The organism is Actinomadura coerulea (genome assembly GCF_014208105.1).
Lineage (GTDB): Bacteria > Actinomycetota > Actinomycetes > Streptosporangiales > Streptosporangiaceae > Spirillospora > Spirillospora coerulea.
Window position 1 is genome coordinate 799,875 of sequence record NZ_JACHMQ010000001.1, and the last position, 18,986, is coordinate 818,860.

Here is an 18,986-nt window from a genome sequence, read left to right on the forward strand (position 1 = left end):
CCTGGTCGCGGCGGAGGAGCCCGCCCTCCGGGCTAGATCACGCCCTGCGGAGGTAGTAGGTGAGGCCGAGGTCCTCGTCGCGGGTCGCGGTCAGGCCCTCGGGGCGGCCCTCGGTCACCGAGGCGGCGAGGACCTCGGCGGCGACCTCGTCGCCGTGGGCGCGCAGCGCCTCGGCGAGGTCGGTGCCGGTGGCCTCCCACCACAGGTCGATGCGGTCGGTCACCTCCAGGCCGGCGGCCTTGCGGCCCTCCTGGACGAGCCGGACGGCCTCCCGCACCAGCCCCGCGCGGCGCAGCTCGGGCGTGACGGTGAGGTCGAGCGCGACCGTCTCGCCGGCGGCGCTCTCGACGGCCCAGCCGCTGCGGGGGCGCTCGGTGACGATCACGTCGTCGGGGCCGAGCGGCACCGCGCCGACGCCGTCGGCCTCGACCTGCGCCGATCCCGCGCGCAGCGCCCGGACGAGGCCGGCCGGGTCGGCGGAGGTGATCGCCTTGGCGACCTTCGGGGTGTCCTTGGCGTAGCGCTTGCCCAGCTCGCGGAAGTTGGGCTTGACCTCGTACTCGACCAGGTCCCCGCCGATCGAGGACAGCTCCTCGAACCCGAGGACGTTCAGCTCCTCGGAGATCTGCGCGCGCAGCTGCTCTGGCAGCGCGGACCAGCCGGGGGCGCCGACGAGCGCGCGGCCGAGGGGCTGGCGGGTCCGCACGCCGCTGGCGGCCCGCGCGGACCGGCCGAGCTCGACCAGCCGCCGGACGAGCGCCATCCGCTCGGTCAGCTCCTCGTCGAGCAGGCCCTCGTCGACGGCGGGCCACTCGGCGAGGTGCACCGACTCGGGGCCGTCCTCGGGGCGGATCACGTCCCAGACGTGGTCGGTGATGAACGGGACGATCGGCGCCATCAGCCGGGTGAGGGTCTCCAGGCACTGGTAGAGCGTCGCGAACGCGGCCGAGCCCTCGGCCGTCTCCGGGCCCTCCCAGAAGCGCCGCCGGGAGCGCCGCACGTACCAGTTGGACAGGTCGTCCACGAACTGCGAGAGCCGGCGTCCCGCGCGGGCGGTGTCGAACTCCTCCAGCGCGGCGTCGACCTCGCGGACGGTGCGGTGCAACTCGGCGAGCGCCCAGCGGTCCAGGAGCGGGCGGTCGGCGGGGGCGGGCGCCTCGGCCAGCCGGTCGGGCGTCCACGCGCGCCCCTGCGCCTGCGCCGCGTTGGCGTACAGGACGAAGAAGGACGCGGTGTTCCAGTAGGTGAGCAGGACCTTGCGGACGATCTCCTCGAGGGCGCCGTGCCCGACGCGGCGGGACGCCCACGGCAGCCCGCTCGCGGCCATGAACCAGCGGACGGCGTCGGCGCCGTGCTGGTCCATCAGCGGGATGGGCCGCAGCACGTTGCCGAGGTGCTTGCTCATCTTGCGGCCGTCCTCGGCGAGGATCAGGCCGAGGCACACGACGTTCTCGTAGGAGGACCGGTCGAACACCAGCGTCCCGACGGCCATGAGCGAGTAGAACCATCCGCGGGTCTGGTCCTGGGCCTCGCAGATGTACTGGGCCGGGTAGGCGTCCTCGAAGACGTCGTTGTTGCGGTGGGGGGCGCCCCACTGCGCGAACGGCATGGACCCGGAGTCGTACCAGGCGTCGATCACGTCCGGGACGCGGCGCGCCTCCGCCCCGCACCGGGGGCAGGGGAGGGTGACGTCGTCCACGTACGGGCGGTGCGGGTCGAGCGCGGACAGGTCGCGGCCCGCCAGCTCGCCGAGTTCCTTGAGCGACCCGACGCAGGTGACGTGCTCCTCGTCCTCGCCGCAGACCCACAGGGGGAGCGGCGTGCCCCAGTAGCGGCTGCGGGACAGCGACCAGTCGACGTTGTTGCGCAGCCACTCCCCGTACCGGCCGTGCTTGACGGTCTCCGGGTACCAGTTGGTCTTCTCGTTCTCCTCCAGCAGCCGGTCCTTGATCTGCGTGGTGCGGATGTACCAGGCCGGGAGCGCGTAGTAGAGCAGCGGCGTGTGGCAGCGCCAGCAGTGGGGGTAGCTGTGGTCGAAGTGCCCGCCGCGGAACAGCAGCCCGCGCGCGCGCAGGTCGTCGGTGAGCGGCTCGTCGGCGTCCTTGAAGAACTTGTTGCCGACCAGGGGCACCTCGCGCAGGAACCGCCCGTCCGGCCCGATCGGGTTGACGATGGGCATGCCGTAGCGCTTGCAGACGGTCATGTCGTCGCCGCCGAACGCGGGGGCCTGGTGGACGAGGCCCGTGCCCTCCTCCACGGTGACGTAGTCGCCCAGGACGACGTAGTGCGCGTCGGGGATCTCGACGAGGTCGAACGGCCGCCGGTAAGAAGTCCGCTCCAGCTCGGTGCCCTGGTACGTGGCGAGCCGCTCGGCGCCCTCGCCGAGGACCTGGTCGACCAGGGGCTCGGCCACCACGAGGACCTCGTCGGAACCCTGCGGCCGGGCCGCCACGTACGTGACGTCCGGGTGGACGGCCACGGCGGTGTTCGACACCAGAGTCCAGGGGGTCGTCGTCCAGATCAGCAGCGCGGCGCCCATCTCGGCCAGAGGACCGGACGTGACGGGCATCCGCACGAACACCGACGGGCTGGACACGGTCTCGTACCCGCCCGGCTGGCCCAGCTCGTGGTCGGACAGGCCGGTCCCGCAGCGCGGGCAGTACGGCGTGATGCGGAAGTCGCGGAACAGCAGGTCCTTGTCGAACACCTGCTTCAGGGACCACCAGACGGCCTCGACGTACTCGGGGTCCATCGTGCGGTAGGCCTGGTCGGTGTTGACCCAGTAGCCCATCCGCTCGGTCATCTCCTCGAAGGCGTCCACGTGGCGAAGGACCGATTCGCGGCAGCGGGCGTTGAACTCCGCGACGCCGTACTCCTCGATGTCCTTCTTGCCGGTGAGGCCGAGCTCCTTCTCCACGGCGACCTCGACGGGGAGGCCGTGGCAGTCCCAGCCGGCCTTGCGCGGGACGTGGTGGCCCTTCATGGTCTTGAAGCGCGGGAAGACGTCCTTGAAGACGCGGGCCTCGACGTGGTGGACCCCGGGCATCCCGTTGGCGGTCGGGGGCCCCTCGTAGAACACCCACGGGGTCCCGGACGCGGTGCGCTCGAGCGACCGCTCGAAGACCTTGTTCTCCTGCCAGCGGCGCAGCATGTCCCGCTCCAGGGCGGGCAGATCGACCTGCGCGGGCAGCGGCCGAAAAGCTCGGCTCACGATGGCGGACCTCCGGATCGACGCGAACACGTTGACCGGAGGGACGAGGCGGCTGCCCCGCGGTACCACCCTCCTTGACCGTGCCGGTACGGCGCGGTCCGCTTCGTTCCAGTCTGGCGGCCGGGTCTACTGGGCCCCTCGGCGGGGCGGTTCTTCCGGCGGCTCCGGGGTGATCAGACCGCCGGGCTCGCCCCCGGGCTCGCACCGTCCCCGGGTCGCTCATGGCTGCGTGCGGCGGCAGGTGTCCCCATCAGTACCTGCCATGCGACTGCTCGTCCCGACTTTAACGCACGCCGGGCCCCCTCTCTTCCCCTTTTCCGTCCCCGGGGACACGGTTCCTTTGCGATCTCGTACGCAGCCGGGGAGTTTCCATGCGTTCGGCGACCGGGCATAAGCGGTCGGTAACACGGCCCAGGTTGTTTACCGTGCCCGAGAGAGGGGACCAATGCTGCCCGCACTGCCCGTTGAGGCGACCAGCGCGAGGGAGGCCGACATGGCCGGCGCGATGAGGGGCACGACGCCCGCAGCCAGCAAGAGCCCGGGCACGGCGCGGCCGTCCCGGGCCAGGAAGCCCGCCGCGGGAACGGGCGCGAAACCGGGCTCGGCGGGGAAAGGCGCTGCGGGAAAAGGGACGGCTGAGAAAGACGCCCCGGAAAAGGGCGCCGCCGGAAAGGGCGGGGCGGGAAAGGACGCCGCCGAGCCGGGCGCCGCGAAGAACGCCGCGAAGGGCACCGCCGTGAAGCCGGGCAAGGCGGCCCGGCGCGGGTCCGCGAAGCCGGCCGGGGCGGCGGCGCCGGACGTGCGGGAACCGGCGAGGACGGCGGCCGCGGTGCTGCCGGTCCGCGAGGGGGAGCACCAGTGGACGCCGGCCGAGCTGGCCGAGGTGCGGGCGGGCCTGGAGGAGCAGATCGAGGGGCTGCGCAGAGAGATCGCCGCGTCCGCCAGCCAGATCGCCGAGGGCGACGCCAGCGACGGGGCCGGCGACGACCAGGCCGACGCGGGCGCCAAGACCTACGAGCGCGAGCACGAGCTCGCGCTGGCCTACAATTCACAGGACCTGCTCGCCCAGATAGAGCGGGCCGTCCAGCGGATGGACGCCGGCACGTACGGGATCTGCGAGTCCTGCGCCAGGCCGATCGGCAAGGCGCGCCTCCAGGCCTTTCCGCGTGCGACCCTGTGTGTGACATGCAAACAACGCGAGGAACGTCGCTGAGCGACTCAACGAACCCAGAGCGGCAGGCCGGGGAGACCGCGGTGTCTCCCCGGCCGCGCCGCGTCGGCGTGCTGGTCGCCGTGGCCCTGGCCGCGCTCGCCGCCGACATCGTGTCCAAGATCATCGTGGTGTCGACGCTGCAGGACCGCGAGCCGGTCCGGCTGCTCGGCGGCCTGCTGACGCTGCGCGAGACCCGCAACAGCGGCGCCGCGTTCTCGATCGGCACCGGTTACACCATCGTGTTCACGCTGATCGCCTGCGGGGTGGTCGTGGCGATCCTGCGGACCGCCCGGAACCTGCGCAGCGCACCGTGGGCGGTCTGCCTCGGGCTGCTGCTGGGCGGCGCGGTCGGCAACCTCATCGACCGGCTGCTGCGGGCCCCGGCCCCGCTGAAGGGCCACGTCGTCGACTGGATCCAGCTGCCGCACTGGCCGGTGTTCAACCTGGCCGACTCCGCGATCGTCTGCGGCGGCGTGCTGGCCGTCCTGCTGGCGGCGCGCGGCCTCCAGGTGGACGGGACGCGCCTCAAGGACGAGGGCTCCGGCGCGGACGAGGCCCCGGACGAGGGTGGGAGCCCGGACCCGGAGCCTTCCTCCGGCAAGGGGGACGCCCCTGAGGGCGGCGCCACCGAGGACGCCGCCGCCGGTGAGTCCGAGGGGCAGGCCGAGGTCCCGGCGCCGGAGGAGAAGTCGTGACCGGCGACGTGCGCAGCCTCCCCGTCCCCGACGGCCTGGAAGGCGAGCGGATCGACGCCGCCCTGGCGCGCCTGTTCGGGCTGTCGCGCGGCATCGCCGCCGACATCATCGCCGCGGGCGACGTCGCGCTGGACGGCGCGCCCGTGGCCACCAAGTCCGAGCGGCTGCACGCCGGCGCCTGGCTGGAGGTCACGCTCCCGCCGCCGCCCGCGCCGCCCGCCCCGGTCGCCGAGCCCGTCCCCGGGATGGGCGTGCTGTTCGAGGACGACGACATCGTCGTGGTGAACAAGCCGATCGGCGTCGCCGCCCACCCGACCACCGGCTGGACGGGCCCGACCGTCCTCGGCGGGCTGCTCGGGGCCGGGCACACGATCGCCACGAGCGGGGCGTCCGAGCGGCAGGGGATCGTGCACCGGCTGGACGCCAACACCACCGGCGCCATGGTCGTGGCGAAGAGCGAGGTCGCCTACTCGCGGCTCAAGCGGGCGTTCAAGGAGCGCCGCATCGACAAGCGCTACCAGGCGCTCGTGCAGGGCCATCCCGACCCGTTCCGCGGGACGGTCGACGCCCCCATCGACCGGCACCCCTCCGGCGACGGCCGGTTCGCGGTCGTCGCGGGCGGGAAGCCGTCCGTCACCCACTACGACACCGTCGAGGCGTTCCGGGCGGCGTCGCTGCTCGACATCGACCTGGAGACGGGCCGCACGCACCAGATCCGCGTCCACATGTCGGCGATCCGGCACCCGTGCGTGGGCGACATGGCCTACGGCGCCGACCCGACCCTGGCGGAGCGCCTCGGCCTCCGGCGGCAGTGGCTGCACGCCGTCCGGCTCGGGTTCGAGCACCCCACCAAGGGCGAGTGGGTGGAGTTCGAGAGCCCCTACCCGGACGACCTGGCCCGCGCTCTGGAGATCGTCGCGGCCGAGTCCTGAGCCCGGGCCCCGGGCGGGCCGTCAGAGACCGAGCAGGCGCAGCCCCGCCGCGACTCCGGCCGCGACGACCAGTACCACCAGGAACGGCGCGCGCAGCAGGAGCGCGGCCACGGCGGCGCCCAGGCCCGCCAGCCGCGCGGCGTCCAGCTCCAGCGTCCGGCCGTCGGTGAGCGTCTGGACGGCGATCAGCGCGGTGAGCAGCGCGACGGGGACCAGCTCGGTGAACCGGCGCACCCGGGGGTCGTCCAGCATCCGGCGCGGGGTGACGAGCCCGCCGAGCTTCAGCGCGTAGCAGCCGAGCCCGGTGGCGATGACCGCGATCCAGACGCTCACGGCGCGGCCCTCCGGCCGAGCAGGGCGGGCAGCGCGGCGACGGCGGCCAGCATGACCGGCACGCCGGGCGGCAGCACCGGCGTCGCCGCCACCGCGACCACCGCCGCCGCGACGGCGACGCGGACCGCCGCCCGCCCGCCGGTGAGCCGGGGCCAGAGAAGGGCGAGGAACGCCGCCGGGCCGAGGACGTCCAGGCCCACGGCCTCGGGGTCGCCCAGCCTCGCCGCGCCCACCGCGCCCAGCAGCGTGGTGAGGTTCCACGCCAGGTAGAGGGTGATCGCCGTCGTGTAGAACCCGGCGCGGGCCGCGGCCGGCCCGCGCTGCGCGGTCGCCACGGCGGCCGTCTCGTCGATGACCACGTGCGCGGCGGCCAGCCTGCGCCGGCCGCGGACGCCGAGCGTCGCCGCGAGCCGCATCCCGTACAGGGCGTTGCGCCCGCCGAGCAGGACCGCGCCGAGCGTCCCGGCGACCAGCCCGCCGCCCCCGCCGATCACCCCGGCCAGCGCGAACTGGGACGCGCCGGTGAACGCCAGCAGGCTCAGCGCGCACGCCTGCGCGACCGTGAGCCCCGCGGTGATCGCCGCCGCGCCGAACGCCAGGCCGGACACCCCCACGGCGACGCCCACGCTGAGCCCGTCGCGCACCGCGGCGGCCCGCGCGGCCTCGTCGGGGGCGGTCTCGTCCGGGACGTCCCCGCCGGCCGCGCGCCCGGTCCCGGGCGCGCTCACCGGCCGGACTCGGCCGCGTCCAGCCCGGCCTCGATGATCGCGTTGACGATGGGGGCGAGCCGGTCCGGGCCGAGGGACGGGGCCCGCGCCGCCATGGCCTCGACGATCCGCCGCTCGCGCTCGGGGTCGCGGCCGGCGAAGCCGCCGACCGGCTTGAGCCGCTGGACGACGGCGGCGACCGCGGCGCGGTGCTCCAGCAGCGTCGCGAGGGCGGCGTCGAGGGCGTCGATCGCCTCGCGGGCCTCGGCGAGCGTGGTGACGGTCGCGGCCGACGGCAGCGCGACCCGCATCTCGGCGGACGGCTCGCGGACCGGGCGGCCCGCGTCCTCGGCGACGGGGTCGATCACCTGGTCGTTCATCTCGGATCCCCTCTCGCGCGGCCCGTCCGGGCGAGGGGAGCGGGTGCCCCCGGGCCGCGCCTGATCAGCGAAAAGGCTGCTCCACACGAAAGGCGGAGTCCGCTGGGACTCCGCCTCGGCCGGCTCCGGGGTCGTCGCTAGGTCGCGGCCGCGACCGGCTCGCCCGGAGCCGGCCGCGTAAAGCTGGGATGGCGACGTTCCACGGCCACGATCGTATGCCGTGCCGACCGGCGGGCCAAACTCCGGACATCCCGTCCCGCGTTCCGAGACGGCGGGACGGGGCCGCCCGGGATTGGGCGAGTCGGGGCGCGAGTGACCAGGGATGCGGGTTAGGCTCTCAGAGCCGCGTCGTTCCGGCGCCCGCCGGCCCGACGACTTCCCCCGGTACCGATGCCGCGACCACGTGCCGAACCCTGCACGTGGGCGGTCGCATGCGACGAGCAGGAGGCGCAGCACGCATGGCCGACTCTTTCGTTCACCTGCACGTTCACACCGAGTACTCCATGCTCGACGGAGCCGCCCGGTTGAAGCAGATGTTCGAGGAGGTCGGCCGGCAGAAGATGCCGGCGATCGCGATGACCGACCACGGCAACATGCACGGCGCCTACGACTTCCACAAGCAGGCGACCGCGGCCGGCGTGACCCCGATCATCGGCATCGAGGCCTACATGGCGCCCGAGTCCCGGTACCACAAGAAGAAGGTCCACTGGGGCGAGCCGAGCCAGAAGCGCGATGACGTCTCGGGCGGCGGCCTGATCAACCACATGACGCTGTGGGCGCGGAACAGGGCCGGGCTGCACAACCTGTTCAAGCTCTCCAGCCGCGCCTACACCGAGGGCTTCGTCTTCAAGTACGCCCGCATGGACGAGGAGCTGCTCGCCGAGCACTCCGAGGGCCTGATGGCCACCACCGGCTGCCCGTCCGGCAAGGTCCAGACCCGGCTGCGGCTCGGCCAGTTCGACGAGGCGCTGAAGGCCGCCGCGAACTTCCAGGACATCCTCGGCAAGGAGAACTACTTCCTGGAGCTGATGGACCACGGCCTCGAGATCGAGCGCCGCGTCCGCGACGGCCTCATCGAGATCAGCAAGCGGCTGAACATCCCGCCGGTCGTCACCAACGACTCCCACTACACGCACGAGTCCGAGGCCACCGCCCACGACGCGCTGCTGTGCGTCCAGGTGGGCAAGCAGCTCGCCGACCCCGACCGGTTCCGGTTCGACGGCAGCGGCTACTACCTCAAGACGGCCGAGGAGATGCGCGCCATCGACTCCTCCGACATCTGGGCAGAGGGCTGCCGGAACACGCTGCTGATCGCCGAGCGCGTCGACCCCGCCGGGATGTTCGAGTACCGCGACCTCAGCCCCCGCTTTCCCGTCCCGGCGGGCGAGACCGAGGAGAGCTGGTTCCGCAAGGAGGTCTGGAAGGGCCTCGAGCGCCGCTTCCCCGACGGCCTCCCGGACGGCTACAAGGAGCAGGCCGAGTACGAGATGGGCGTCATCCTCGGCAAGGGGTACCCGTCCTACTTCCTCGTCGTCGCCGACTTCATCATGTGGGCCAAGGAGAATGGCATCCTGGTCGGCCCGGGACGCGGCAGCGCCGCGGGCTCGCTGATCGCCTACGCGATGGGCATCACCGACCTCGACCCCATCCCGCACGGGCTGATCTTCGAGCGGTTCCTGAATCCCGAGCGCGCGTCCATGCCCGACATCGACATCGACTTCCCTGAAGACCGGCGGGCCGAGGTCATCAAGTACACGACCGAGAAGTGGGGCGCCGACAAGGTCTCCTTCATCGCCACGTTCGGCACCATCAAGGCGAAGGCCGCCATCAAGGACGCGGGCCGCGTCCTCGGCTTCCCGTACGCGCTCGGCGACAGGATCTCCAAGGCGTTCCCGCCCGCCGTCATGGGCAAGGACATCCCGCTGTCGGGGATCTTCGACGACAAGCACCCGCGCTACGGCGAGGCGGGCGAGCTGCGCAAGCTGTACGAGGAAGAGACCGACGTCAAGCAGATCATGGACCTGGCGCAGGGCCTGGAGGGCCTGATCCGCCAGACCGGCGTGCACGCCGCCGGGGTCATCATGTCCGGCGAGACGATCACCGACCACATCCCGATCATGCGCCGGGACGCCGACGGCGCGATCATCACGCAGTTCGACTACCCGACCTGCGAGTCGCTCGGCCTGCTGAAGATGGACTTCCTCGGCCTGCGCAACCTGACCATCATCGACGACGCGCTCCAGGGCATCCGGAAGAACAAGGGTGTCGACGTCGACCTGCTCGCCCTCCCGCTGGACGACCAGAAGACCTACGACCTGCTCGCCCGCGGCGACACCCTCGGCGTCTTCCAGTTCGACGGCGGCCCCATGCGGTCCCTGCTGCGGCTGATGAAGCCGGACAACTTCGAGGACATCTCGGCCGTGGGCGCCCTCTACCGGCCGGGCCCGATGGGCGCGAACTCCCACACCAACTACGCGCTGCGCAAGAACGGCGCCCAGGAGATCACCCCGATCCACCCGGAGCTGGAGGAGCCGCTCAGGGAGATCCTCGACACCACCTACGGCCTGATCGTCTACCAGGAGCAGGTCATGGCGATCGCGCAGAAGGTGGCGGGCTACTCGCTCGGCAAGGCGGACCTGCTGCGCCGCGTGATGGGCAAGAAGAAGAAGGCCGAGCTGGACGCCCAGTTCGTCGGGTTCGAGCAGGGCATGATCGACAACGGCTTCTCCAAGGAGGCCGTGAAGACCCTGTGGGACATCCTCGTCCCGTTCTCCGACTACGCCTTCAACAAGGCGCACTCCGCCGCGTACGGCCTGGTCTCCTACTGGACGGCCTACCTCAAGGCGAACTACCCGGCCGAGTACATGGCGGGCGTGCTCACCTCCGTCGGCGACGACAAGGACAAGAGCGCCCTGTACCTGTCGGAGTGCCGCCGGATGGGCCTGAAGGTGCTGCCGCCCGACGTCAACACCTCCGAGGCCGACTTCACCCCGCTCGGCGACACCGAGATCCGGTTCGGCCTGTCGGCCGTCCGCAACGTCGGCACCAACGTCGTGGACGGGATCGTCGCGGCCCGCCGCGAGAAGGGCGCCTACACCGACTTCAACGACTTCCTGAACAAGGTCCCGCCGCCGGTGTGCAACAAGCGGGTCGTGGAGTCGCTGATCAAGGCGGGCGCGTTCGACGAGCTCGGCCACCAGCGCAAGGCGCTGCTGATGGTGCACGAGCAGGCCATCGACTCGGTCATCGACATCAAGCGCAAGGAGGCCGTCGGCCAGGACTCCCTGTTCGGCGCCCTGGAGGAGGACGGCGGCGAGGACGCGTTCGCCGTCGCGATCCCCGAGGGCGAGGAGTGGGACAAGACGACCCTTCTCGCCTTCGAGCGGGAGATGCTCGGCCTCTACGTGTCGGACCACCCGCTCCTCGGCGTCGAGCACATCCTGGAGCGGGAGGCCGACTGCACGATCGCCGTCCTGAACGGCGGCGAGCGCCCCGACGGCCAGGTGGTCGTCGTGGCCGGGCTGCTCTCCGGCCTCCAGCGCAAGGTCACCAAGCAGGGCAACTCCTGGGCCATGTTCCAGCTGGAGGACCTCGGCGGCTCGATCGAGGTGATGTGCTTCCCGTCGTCCTACCAGCTGTGCTCGACCCTCCTCGCCGAGGACGCCATCCTCGTCGTCAAGGGCCGTCTGGACCGCCGGGAGGACGTCGCGAAGATCATCGCGATGGAGGTCGTCCAGCCCGACCTCAGCGTCACCGACGCGACCGGCCCGCTCTCGGTCACCTTGCCGCTGGGCCGGTGCACGCCTCCGACGGTCTCCCGCCTCAAGGAGGTGCTGATCACCCACCCCGGTACCGCCGAGGTGCACCTCCACCTCCAGAACGGCCCCCGCACGACCGTGGTCCGCCTGGACGACCGACTCCGCGTGGCCCCGTCCCCCGCCCTGATGGGCGACCTCAAACAACTCCTGGGCCCAACCTGCCTGGGCTGAAGACGGCCCCGCCGGCCGTAGCGGCGCGCCCCGCCCAGGCGCGCCGCCAGCCCTGTCCCCGGGCCGCACGCGCTCGTGCCAACGGCGGATGACGGGCGCGATGCCAGTGATCGCACTGCGGTTTCTTCGTTTTTCGGGCCCCCAAGGTCCGAAAAACTAAGAAACCGCAATAAGTTCAGCTCTCCAGTCGACGAAGCGGCCGATTCCGTCGAAGTGGGCGCGGGCGGTGCCGCCGCCGGGGAGGGCGACTTCGGTGAGGACGTCGCTCTGCCGGTAGGGGACGCGGTGGTGCGACAGGAACCCGGCGAGGGTGAGGCGCGGCTCGTGGGGGAAGAGGCTCGCGGCGTTGGCCAGCAGGCGGGGGAGGGGGACGGGGTCCCATTGGGCGGGCGGCGCCTTGGGATCGTCGACGTGCAGGTAGGCGGAGCCGCCGTCGTAGCCCGCGCCGATGTATCCGGCGCCGCCGAGGACTCCGCCGGCGGCCATCGCGATGAGTTCGCCGCCGTGCCCGGCGGGGCCCTCGTACCAGGACAGGTCGACTTCGGGGGTGGTGAACTCGGTGATGCCGAGGCGTTCGCCGATGGCCCGGATGACCAGTGTCGGGGCGACGGCGGGGTGCGCGTCGCCGAACTGGGGGTTGGCCCAGCCCCACAGCCAGGTGCGCTCGCGGGCGGCGTAGCTGCCGAGCAGCGAGACGCGGACCGTGACGCCGCCGCTGGTGTAGGTGCGGGCGGTCAGGTCGGCGCTCCAGTCCTCGCGCGGCAGGAACTCGGCGAGCGTCTCCTGCTGCTGCAGGACGACGGCCGCCAGTGCGGCGCCGAGGCGTTCGAACGCGGGGCTGAATCCGGACATGTCGGGCACATTATCCCAGTAATCGGGGCTGCCGTGGGCGGGAATCGGACACCCTTCGAGAGTCGATCGGTTGACCTGGGCAGGCTAGGCTTTCGCTGTCGGACGACTTGCAACTAGGAGCGTACGAGGTGCGGCGACCCACCGGGAGGCTCTTGGCGATCTGGGCGGTCACCAGCGCCGTCGTCACGCTGCTGGGGCCGTTCGCCGGCCTGCTGTGGGCGGCGGTCGCCCCTGAGGTGACGTACGTGGTCGTGCAGGGTGAGCCTTTTCTGGCCGACCCGGAAGGGCAGGGTCCGATCGGCATCGACGTCCGCTTCGCCTTGATCGCGCTCATCGCCGGGATCGCGTGCGGCGCCGGCGCCTACCTGGCGGGCGGGCGCGGCAACGACTCCGCGCTGCTGCTCGGGCTTGCCGTGGGCGGCGCGGCGGCGGCCGTCCTCGCCTGGCAGACCGGCCACCTGGTCGGGCTCGGGCACTACGAGGACGTCGTCCGCCACGGCCGCGACGGCACCACCGTCACCGGCGTCGCCGACCTGCGCGCCAAGGGCGTCCTCGTGTTCTGGGCGCTGCCGGCGGTCGCCGCCTACGGGCTGCTGGAGCTGGTCGTGCGGCGGCTACCCGCGGGCGATGGCGCCGACGCGGGCGCCGGTGAGGCGGACGAGGTCGGCGGGGACGAGCTCGATCTGGAGTCCGCGCCGGCCGGCCGAGACGTAGACGGTCGCGAGCCCTGACACCGACGCGTCGATCACGGTCGGCAGCCGCCTGCGCTGCCCGAGCGGGCTGATCCCGCCGACGACGTACCCGGTGGCGCGCTCGGCGTCGCGGGGGTCGGCCATCCGCGCCTTCTTGCCGCCGGCCGCCGCCGCGAGCGCCTTCAGGTCGAGGGTGGACGACACCGGGACGACGCCGACCGTGAGGGTCCCGTCGACCTCGGCCAGCAGCGTCTTGAAGAGCCGGTCGTGCGGGACGCCGAGGGCGTCCGCGGCGGCCTCCCCGTAGGACTCGGCGTTCGGGTCCACCTCGTAGGCGTGCAGCGTGAAGTCGACGCCGGCCTTCGCCGCGGCGATCGTCGCGGGGGTGCCCTTGCCGCCCTTGGCCTTGGCAGTGCTCATGGGGGAAGTCTGCCGTGAACGCTCAGTTCGGCGTGAACGACCCGTCCAGGAACTGCCCGGCGGGGATCATCGGGAGCACGTCCAGGATGCGGTTCTCCCTGGCCAGCAGGTCGCCCTCCGCCTCCAGGCGCAGCGCCGCGTCGTCGTGCTCCAGCAGGCGCTGCTTCTCGTGCCCGTCCAGGACGAGCGACGCCGCGACCGCGTAGGACAGCGCGACCGGGTCGCCCGGCGGCTCGGCCTCCTCCAGCGGTCCCGCGCCGGCGGCGCTGAGGCGCCGCCGGTAGAGCCGGAGCAGCCGCAGGACCCGCGCCGCGGCGGGCTCGGGGTCGGCGCCGGGCTCCTCGGGCAGGAACTCGACCTCGCCCCGCAGGTAGGGCCGCGAGCGGTCCAGCTCCTTCACCCGGAACCGCCGGGCGCCGACGGCGACGATGTCGTACCGCCCGTCCGGGTGCGGCGTCACCTCGCGCAGCTCGGCGACGCAGCCGACCTCGGCGAGGCGGTGCGCCGCGCCCTCGCCGACCTCGTGGCCGAGTTCGATGCCGACGACGCCGAAGCCGCGCGGCTCGGGCTGTTCGAGGAGGTCGCCGACCAGCCGGCGGTAGCGGTCCTCGAACAGGTGCAGGGGGAGCACCAGGCCGGGGAACAGCACGGTGCCCAGGGGGAACAGGGCGAGCCGCTCGGTCACATCTTCTCTCCCGCGTTCCTGGGCGCAACCGGAAACGCCCGTGACGCCAGGGTACGTCGCGAATGATGATCTTGGTAAGGGGTGATTTTTCACAGCGTGAAGCAGGTGTAGCGTCGGCGCCATGAGAATGCTCGTCGTCGACGCCTTCACCGGCCGCGCGTTCGCCGGCAACCCCGCCGGGGTGTGCCTGCTCACCGAGGCCGCCGACGCCGGGTGGATGCAGCGCGTCGCCGCGGAGATGAGGCATTCCGAGACGGCGTTCGTGCGGCCGGTCCAGGACGCGGACGCCGACTTCGAGCTGCGGTGGTTCACCCCGAGGACGGAGGTCGCCCTCTGCGGGCACGCCACCCTCGGCACCGCCCACGCCCTCTACGGGACGGGGGCGGCCGCGGCGGGCGCCCCGATCAGGTTCCGCACGCTCAGGAGCGGCGTCCTCACCGTCACCGCCGAGGAGGACGGCGCGCTGGCGATGGACTTCCCCGTGATGCGCGCCGACCCCGTCGAGCAGCCCGAGGGGCTCGCGGAGGCCCTCGGCGCCACCGTGCTGCACACCGGCCGCAACGCCCAGAACGACCTGCTCGCGGAGGTTCCGGACGAGGCCTGCGTGCGGGGGCTGAGCCCCGACGTCGGGGCCCTCACCGGGATCGACGCCCGCGGCGTGATCGTCACGGCGGCCGCCGACCCCGGCCGGGAGCACGACTTCGTGTCCCGGTTCTTCGCGCCGCGCGTCCTGCCCGGCGACGCCGAGGACCCGGTGACCGGCTCCGCCCACTGCGCCCTCGCGCCCTACTGGGCCGAGCGCCTCGGCCGCGATGCCCTGACCGGCTACCAGGCGTCGCCGCGCGGCGGGCACGTCCGCGTGGCCCTGCACGGCGACCGGGTGGTCCTGGCAGGCCGGGCCGTCACCGTCCTGGACGGGACCCTGCGGGCCTGACGCCCCGGCCGGTACGGGAGCGCCGCGGCCCGCGGCCGTGACGACACGGCGTCTCGCGACGTGAGACGGTGCGCGAGGGGCGGAGGGCACTCCGTAGACTGGACGGGTGATTTCCCGTATCGACCTGCGCGGCTCGCTTCCAGGCGACCTGCGCTCCGTGCTGCCCCGCGCCGAACTCGACGTCGAGGCCGCCCTGGACAAGGTGCGGCCCATCTGCGAGGACGTGCGCCATCGCGGCTCGGCGGCGGTACGGGAGCACACCAGCCGGTTCGACGGGGTCGAGCTGGAGCGCGTCCGGGTCCCGGTCGACGCCGTGCACCGGGCGCTCACCGAACTCGACCCGGTCGTCCGGGACGCGCTGGAGGAGAGCATCCGCCGCGCCCGGGCCGTGCACCGCGCGCAGCGCCGCACCGACGTCACCACGCAGGTCGTGCCCGGCGGCACCGTCACCGAGCGCTGGATCCCGGTCGGGCGCGTGGGCCTGTACGTGCCGGGCGGCCGCGCCGTCTACCCGTCCAGCGTGGTCATGAACGTCGTCCCCGCGCAGGAGGCGGGCGTCGGCTCCCTCGCCGTCACCTCGCCCGCGCAGAAGGACTTCGGCGGGCTGCCGCACCCCTCGATCCTCGCCGCGTGCGCGCTGCTCGGGGTCGACGAGGTGTACGCCGCGGGCGGCGCGCAGGCGATCGCGATGTTCGCCTACGGAACCGAGGAGTGCCCCCGCGCCGACATGGTCACCGGGCCCGGCAACGTCTACGTCGCCGCCGCCAAGCGGCTGCTCAAGGGCGTGATCGGCATCGACGCCGAGGCCGGCCCGACGGAGATCGCGATCCTCGCCGACGGCACCGCCGACCCGGTGGAGGTCGCCGCCGACCTGATCAGCCAGGCCGAGCACGACACGCTCGCGGCCGCCGTCCTGGTCACCGACTCGGCGCGGCTCGCCGACGAGGTCGAGGCCGAGCTGAAGGCGCAGGTCGCCCGCACCCGGCACATCGAGCGGATCACCGAGGCGCTGTCCGGGCGGCAGTCCGGCATCGTCCTGGTCGACGGCGTCGAGGACGGCCTGAAGGTCGTGGACGCCTACGCCGCCGAGCACCTGGAGATCCAGACCGCCGACGCCGCCGCGGTCGCCGCGCGCGTCCGCAACGCCGGGGCGGTCTTCGTGGGCCGGTACGCGCCGGTGTCGCTCGGCGACTACCTGGCGGGCTCCAACCACGTCCTGCCGACCGGCGGGTGCGCCTGCCACTCCTCCGGGCTGTCGGTCCAGTCGTTCCTGCGCGGCGTGCACGTCGTCGAGTACGACCGCGACGCCCTCGCCGGCGCCACCGCGCGCGTCGTCGCGCTCGCCGAGGCCGAGGACCTGCCCGCCCACGGCGCCGCGCTCCAGGCCCGCTTCGACTGGGAGACCCCTTCGTGACCTCGCTCAACGACCTGCCGCTGCGGGACGACCTGCGCGGCCGGGAGCCCTACGGCGCGCCCCAGCTGGACGTCCCGTACGCGCTGAACACCAACGAGAACCCCTACCCGCCGTCCGAGCGGCTCGTGAAGGCCCTCGGCGAGGCCGTCATGGACGTCGCCGGCACGCTGAACCGCTACCCCGACCGGGACGCGGTCGCTCTCCGCGAGGACCTCGCCGCGTTCCTGAACACCGACACGCCCGGCGCGGGCCTCACCGCGGCCCGGGTGTGGGCCGCGAACGGCTCCAACGAGATCATCCAGCAGATCCTGCAGGCGTTCGGCGGGGCGGGCCGCACCGCGCTCGGCTTCGAGCCGTCCTACTCGATGCACCCGATCATCACGGGGGTGTCCGGCACCCGCTGGGTCGACGCCTTCCGCGACGAGGACTTCGGCCTCGAACCCGAGCGCGCCGTCGCGGCCGTCGAGGAGCACCGGCCCGACGTCGTGTTCCTGACCTCGCCCAACAACCCGACCGGCACGGCGCTGCCCCTCGACGCGATCGAGGCCGTCCTCGCGGCCGCGCCCGGGATGGTCGTCGTCGACGAGGCCTACGCCGAGTTCCGGCGGGCGGGCACCCCGTCGGCGCTGACGATGCTGGACGGCCACCCGCGGCTGATCGTCACCCGGACGATGTCCAAGGCGTTCGCGATGGCCGGGACCCGGCTCGGCTACCTGGCCGCCGACCCCGCCGTGATCGACGCGCTGCTGCTCGTGCGGCTGCCCTACCACCTGTCGGCCGTCACCCAGGCCGTCGCGCGCACCGCCCTCGCCCACGGCGAGGAGCTGCTCGGCGGCGTCGAGGCCCTGCGCCGCGAGCGCGACGACCTCGTCGCGTGGCTGCGCGCCGAGGGCCTCCGGGTCGCCGACTCCGACGCCAACTTCGTCCTGTTCGGGACGTTCCCCGACCGCCGCCGCGTCTGGGAGGAACTGCTGGAGAGCGGCGTGCTGATCCGGGAGGTGGGCCCGCCCGAGTGGCTGCGGGTCAGCGTCGGGACCCCGGCGGAGATGGCCGCCTTCCGCACCGCGCTCCGCCGGGCGCGGGGAGCCGGCACCGAGAACAACGAGGAGAGTCTGTGACGCGCAAGGGACGAGTCGAGCGCGGGACCGGGGAGACCCAGGTCCTCGTCGAGATCGACCTCGACGGCACCGGGCAGGTCGACGTCGCGACCGGCGTGGGGTTCTTCGACCACATGCTGGCGCAGCTCGGCAAGCACGGGTCGTTCGACCTGACCGTCAAGACCACCGGCGACCTGCACATCGACAGCCACCACACCATCGAGGACACCGCGATCGCGCTCGGCGCGGCGTTCCGCGAGGCGCTCGGCGACAAGGCCGGCATCCGCCGCTTCGCCGACGCCTCCATCCCGCTCGACGAGGCGCTCGCCCAGGTCACCGTGGACGTCTCCGGGCGCCCCTACCTCGTGCACGTGGAGCCGGACGGCATGGCACCGATGATCGGCCCCGAGTACGACACCACGATGACCCGGCACGTCTTCGAGTCGTTCGTGTCGAACGCGCGGGTCGCGCTGCACGTCCACGTCCCCTACGGCCGCAACGCCCACCACATCGTCGAGGCGCAGTTCAAGGCGCTCGCCCGCGCGCTGCGCGACGCGGTGGCGTTCGACCCGAAGGTGCACGGCATCCCCTCCACGAAGGGGGCCCTGTAGCCGTGGACATCGGTGGCCTGCACCTCACCTACGGCACCGTGGTGATCTTCGCGGTCGCGGTGTTCCTGCTGGCGGGCGTGTACAGCTTCGTCAAACAGGGCCTCAAGATCGCCGCACTGCTGCTGCTGGTGCTCGCCGGGTTCGCGGTCGCCGGGGGAGTGATGTGGTCGTGAAGAGGATCGTCATCCTCGACTACGGCTCGGGGAACCTGCGCTCGGCCGAGCGCGCCATGGCCCGCGCCGGCGCGGAGGTGACCGTCACCGCCGACCGGGACGCCGCGCTCGCCGCCGACGGCCTGGTCGTCCCCGGCGTCGGCGCGTTCGCCGCCTGCATGGCGGGCCTGCGCTCGGTGCGCGGCGACCAGATCATCGGCCGCCGCCTCGCGGGCGGACGCCCCGTCCTCGGCATCTGCGTCGGCATGCAGATCCTGTTCTCCAAGGGCATCGAGCACGGCGTCACCACCGAGGGCTGCGACGAGTGGCCGGGCACGGTCGACCGCCTGAACGCCCCGGTCGTCCCGCACATGGGCTGGAACACCGTGGACGTCCCCGAGGGCTCCGCGCTCTTCGAGGGCCTGCGCGACGAGCGCTTCTACTTCGTCCACTCCTACGCCGCCCGCAGCTGGGACCTGGAGTCCGACCCGAACGGCACCATCCCGGCGCCGCTGGTCACCTGGTCCGAGCACGGCGACCGCTTCGTCGCCGCGGTCGAGAACGGCCCCCTGTGCGCCACCCAGTTCCACCCGGAGAAGTCCGGCGACGCCGGCGCCCGGCTCCTGCGCAACTGGCTCGCCACCCTGGCCTAGGCACTCGTTCCCTCTG

The 18,986-nt window shown here is 73.0% G+C and carries 18 protein-coding genes; 11 read left to right on the plus strand and 7 right to left on the minus strand.

What is annotated here, in order from left to right; all coding sequences use genetic code 11:
* Positions 1-37: 37 nt before the first annotated feature.
* Positions 38-3,211: an isoleucine--tRNA ligase gene (gene ileS, locus BKA00_RS03785; protein ID WP_185023592.1), complete on the minus strand. Its 3,174-nt coding sequence runs from the start codon at positions 3,209-3,211 to the stop codon at positions 38-40.
* 799 nt (positions 3,212-4,010) lie between these two features.
* Between ileS and BKA00_RS38590 the strand changes: the two genes are divergently transcribed.
* From BKA00_RS38590 to BKA00_RS03800, 3 genes are read left to right on the plus strand one after another with little or no spacing between them, the layout of a single operon-like run.
* The gene (locus tag BKA00_RS38590) at positions 4,011-4,424 is read left to right on the plus strand and encodes a TraR/DksA family transcriptional regulator (RefSeq protein ID WP_230298530.1); all 414 of its coding nucleotides are present in this window, start codon (positions 4,011-4,013) and stop codon (positions 4,422-4,424) included.
* 41 nt (positions 4,425-4,465) lie between these two features.
* Positions 4,466-5,119: a signal peptidase II gene (lspA, locus tag BKA00_RS03795; RefSeq protein ID WP_230298479.1), complete on the plus strand. Its 654-nt coding sequence runs from the start codon at positions 4,466-4,468 to the stop codon at positions 5,117-5,119.
* Positions 5,116-6,051: an RluA family pseudouridine synthase gene (locus BKA00_RS03800; RefSeq protein ID WP_185023595.1), complete on the plus strand. Its 936-nt coding sequence runs from the start codon at positions 5,116-5,118 to the stop codon at positions 6,049-6,051. The genes lspA and BKA00_RS03800 overlap by 4 nt, the downstream gene beginning before the upstream one ends.
* Positions 6,052-6,072: 21 nt before the next feature.
* On the opposite strand, the gene BKA00_RS03805 is transcribed toward BKA00_RS03800, so the two are convergent.
* The 3 genes from BKA00_RS03805 to BKA00_RS03815 form a co-directional block, all read right to left on the minus strand.
* Positions 6,073-6,384, minus strand: a complete 312-nt coding sequence (locus tag BKA00_RS03805) for an AzlD domain-containing protein (protein WP_185023596.1) — start codon at positions 6,382-6,384, stop codon at positions 6,073-6,075.
* The gene (locus BKA00_RS03810) at positions 6,381-7,028 is read right to left on the minus strand and encodes an AzlC family ABC transporter permease (RefSeq protein ID WP_185033646.1); all 648 of its coding nucleotides are present in this window, start codon (positions 7,026-7,028) and stop codon (positions 6,381-6,383) included. Before BKA00_RS03810 ends, BKA00_RS03805 begins: the two co-directional genes overlap by 4 nt.
* Before the next feature lie 80 nt (positions 7,029-7,108).
* A complete protein-coding gene (locus BKA00_RS03815) occupies positions 7,109-7,471 on the minus strand; it encodes a chorismate mutase (RefSeq protein WP_185023597.1) in 363 nt (120 codons plus the stop codon).
* Between the two features lie 458 nt (positions 7,472-7,929).
* On the opposite strand from BKA00_RS03815, the gene dnaE reads away from it, so the two are divergent.
* The gene (gene dnaE / locus BKA00_RS03820; RefSeq protein WP_185023598.1) at positions 7,930-11,460 is read left to right on the plus strand and encodes a DNA polymerase III subunit alpha; all 3,531 of its coding nucleotides are present in this window, start codon (positions 7,930-7,932) and stop codon (positions 11,458-11,460) included.
* Between the two features lie 156 nt (positions 11,461-11,616).
* On the opposite strand, the gene BKA00_RS03825 is transcribed toward dnaE, so the two are convergent.
* A complete protein-coding gene (locus BKA00_RS03825) occupies positions 11,617-12,312 on the minus strand; it encodes a DUF6882 domain-containing protein (protein WP_185023599.1) in 696 nt (231 codons plus the stop codon).
* Positions 12,313-12,440: 128 nt separating this feature from the next.
* On the opposite strand from BKA00_RS03825, the gene BKA00_RS03830 reads away from it, so the two are divergent.
* Complete coding sequence (locus tag BKA00_RS03830) at positions 12,441-13,043, plus strand: hypothetical protein (protein ID WP_230298478.1); 603 nt, start codon at positions 12,441-12,443, stop codon at positions 13,041-13,043.
* Here BKA00_RS03830 and ybaK read toward each other — a convergent pair.
* Positions 12,927-13,424 carry a Cys-tRNA(Pro) deacylase gene (gene ybaK, locus BKA00_RS03835; RefSeq protein WP_185023600.1) on the minus strand — a complete coding sequence of 166 codons (498 nt, stop codon included), beginning with the start codon at positions 13,422-13,424 and terminating at the stop codon, positions 12,927-12,929. The genes BKA00_RS03830 and ybaK overlap by 117 nt on opposite strands.
* A 22-nt stretch (positions 13,425-13,446) precedes the next feature.
* Entirely contained in the window at positions 13,447-14,109 is a 663-nt protein-coding gene (locus tag BKA00_RS03840; protein WP_185023601.1) for an LON peptidase substrate-binding domain-containing protein, read from the minus strand.
* Positions 14,110-14,230: 121 nt separating this feature from the next.
* On the opposite strand from BKA00_RS03840, the gene BKA00_RS03845 reads away from it, so the two are divergent.
* The 6 genes from BKA00_RS03845 (at position 14,231) to hisH (ending at position 18,970) form a co-directional block, all read left to right on the plus strand.
* On the plus strand, positions 14,231-15,043 hold the full coding sequence (locus BKA00_RS03845) for a PhzF family phenazine biosynthesis protein (RefSeq protein WP_185023602.1): 813 nt from the start codon (positions 14,231-14,233) through the stop codon (positions 15,041-15,043).
* A gap of 106 nt (positions 15,044-15,149) precedes the next feature.
* A complete protein-coding gene (gene hisD, locus BKA00_RS03850) occupies positions 15,150-16,457 on the plus strand; it encodes a histidinol dehydrogenase (protein ID WP_185023603.1) in 1,308 nt (435 codons plus the stop codon).
* A complete protein-coding gene (locus BKA00_RS03855) occupies positions 16,454-17,575 on the plus strand; it encodes a histidinol-phosphate transaminase (RefSeq protein ID WP_185023604.1) in 1,122 nt (373 codons plus the stop codon). The genes hisD and BKA00_RS03855 overlap by 4 nt, the downstream gene beginning before the upstream one ends.
* Entirely contained in the window at positions 17,572-18,165 is a 594-nt protein-coding gene (gene hisB / locus BKA00_RS03860; RefSeq protein ID WP_185023605.1) for an imidazoleglycerol-phosphate dehydratase HisB, read from the plus strand. The genes BKA00_RS03855 and hisB overlap by 4 nt, the downstream gene beginning before the upstream one ends.
* A 2-nt stretch (positions 18,166-18,167) precedes the next feature.
* A complete protein-coding gene (locus BKA00_RS03865) occupies positions 18,168-18,338 on the plus strand; it encodes a hypothetical protein (RefSeq protein ID WP_185023606.1) in 171 nt (56 codons plus the stop codon).
* Positions 18,335-18,970, plus strand: coding sequence for an imidazole glycerol phosphate synthase subunit HisH (gene hisH / locus BKA00_RS03870; protein ID WP_230298477.1), 636 nt, complete (start codon positions 18,335-18,337; stop codon positions 18,968-18,970). Before BKA00_RS03865 ends, hisH begins: the two co-directional genes overlap by 4 nt.
* Positions 18,971-18,986: the final 16 nt, after the last annotated feature.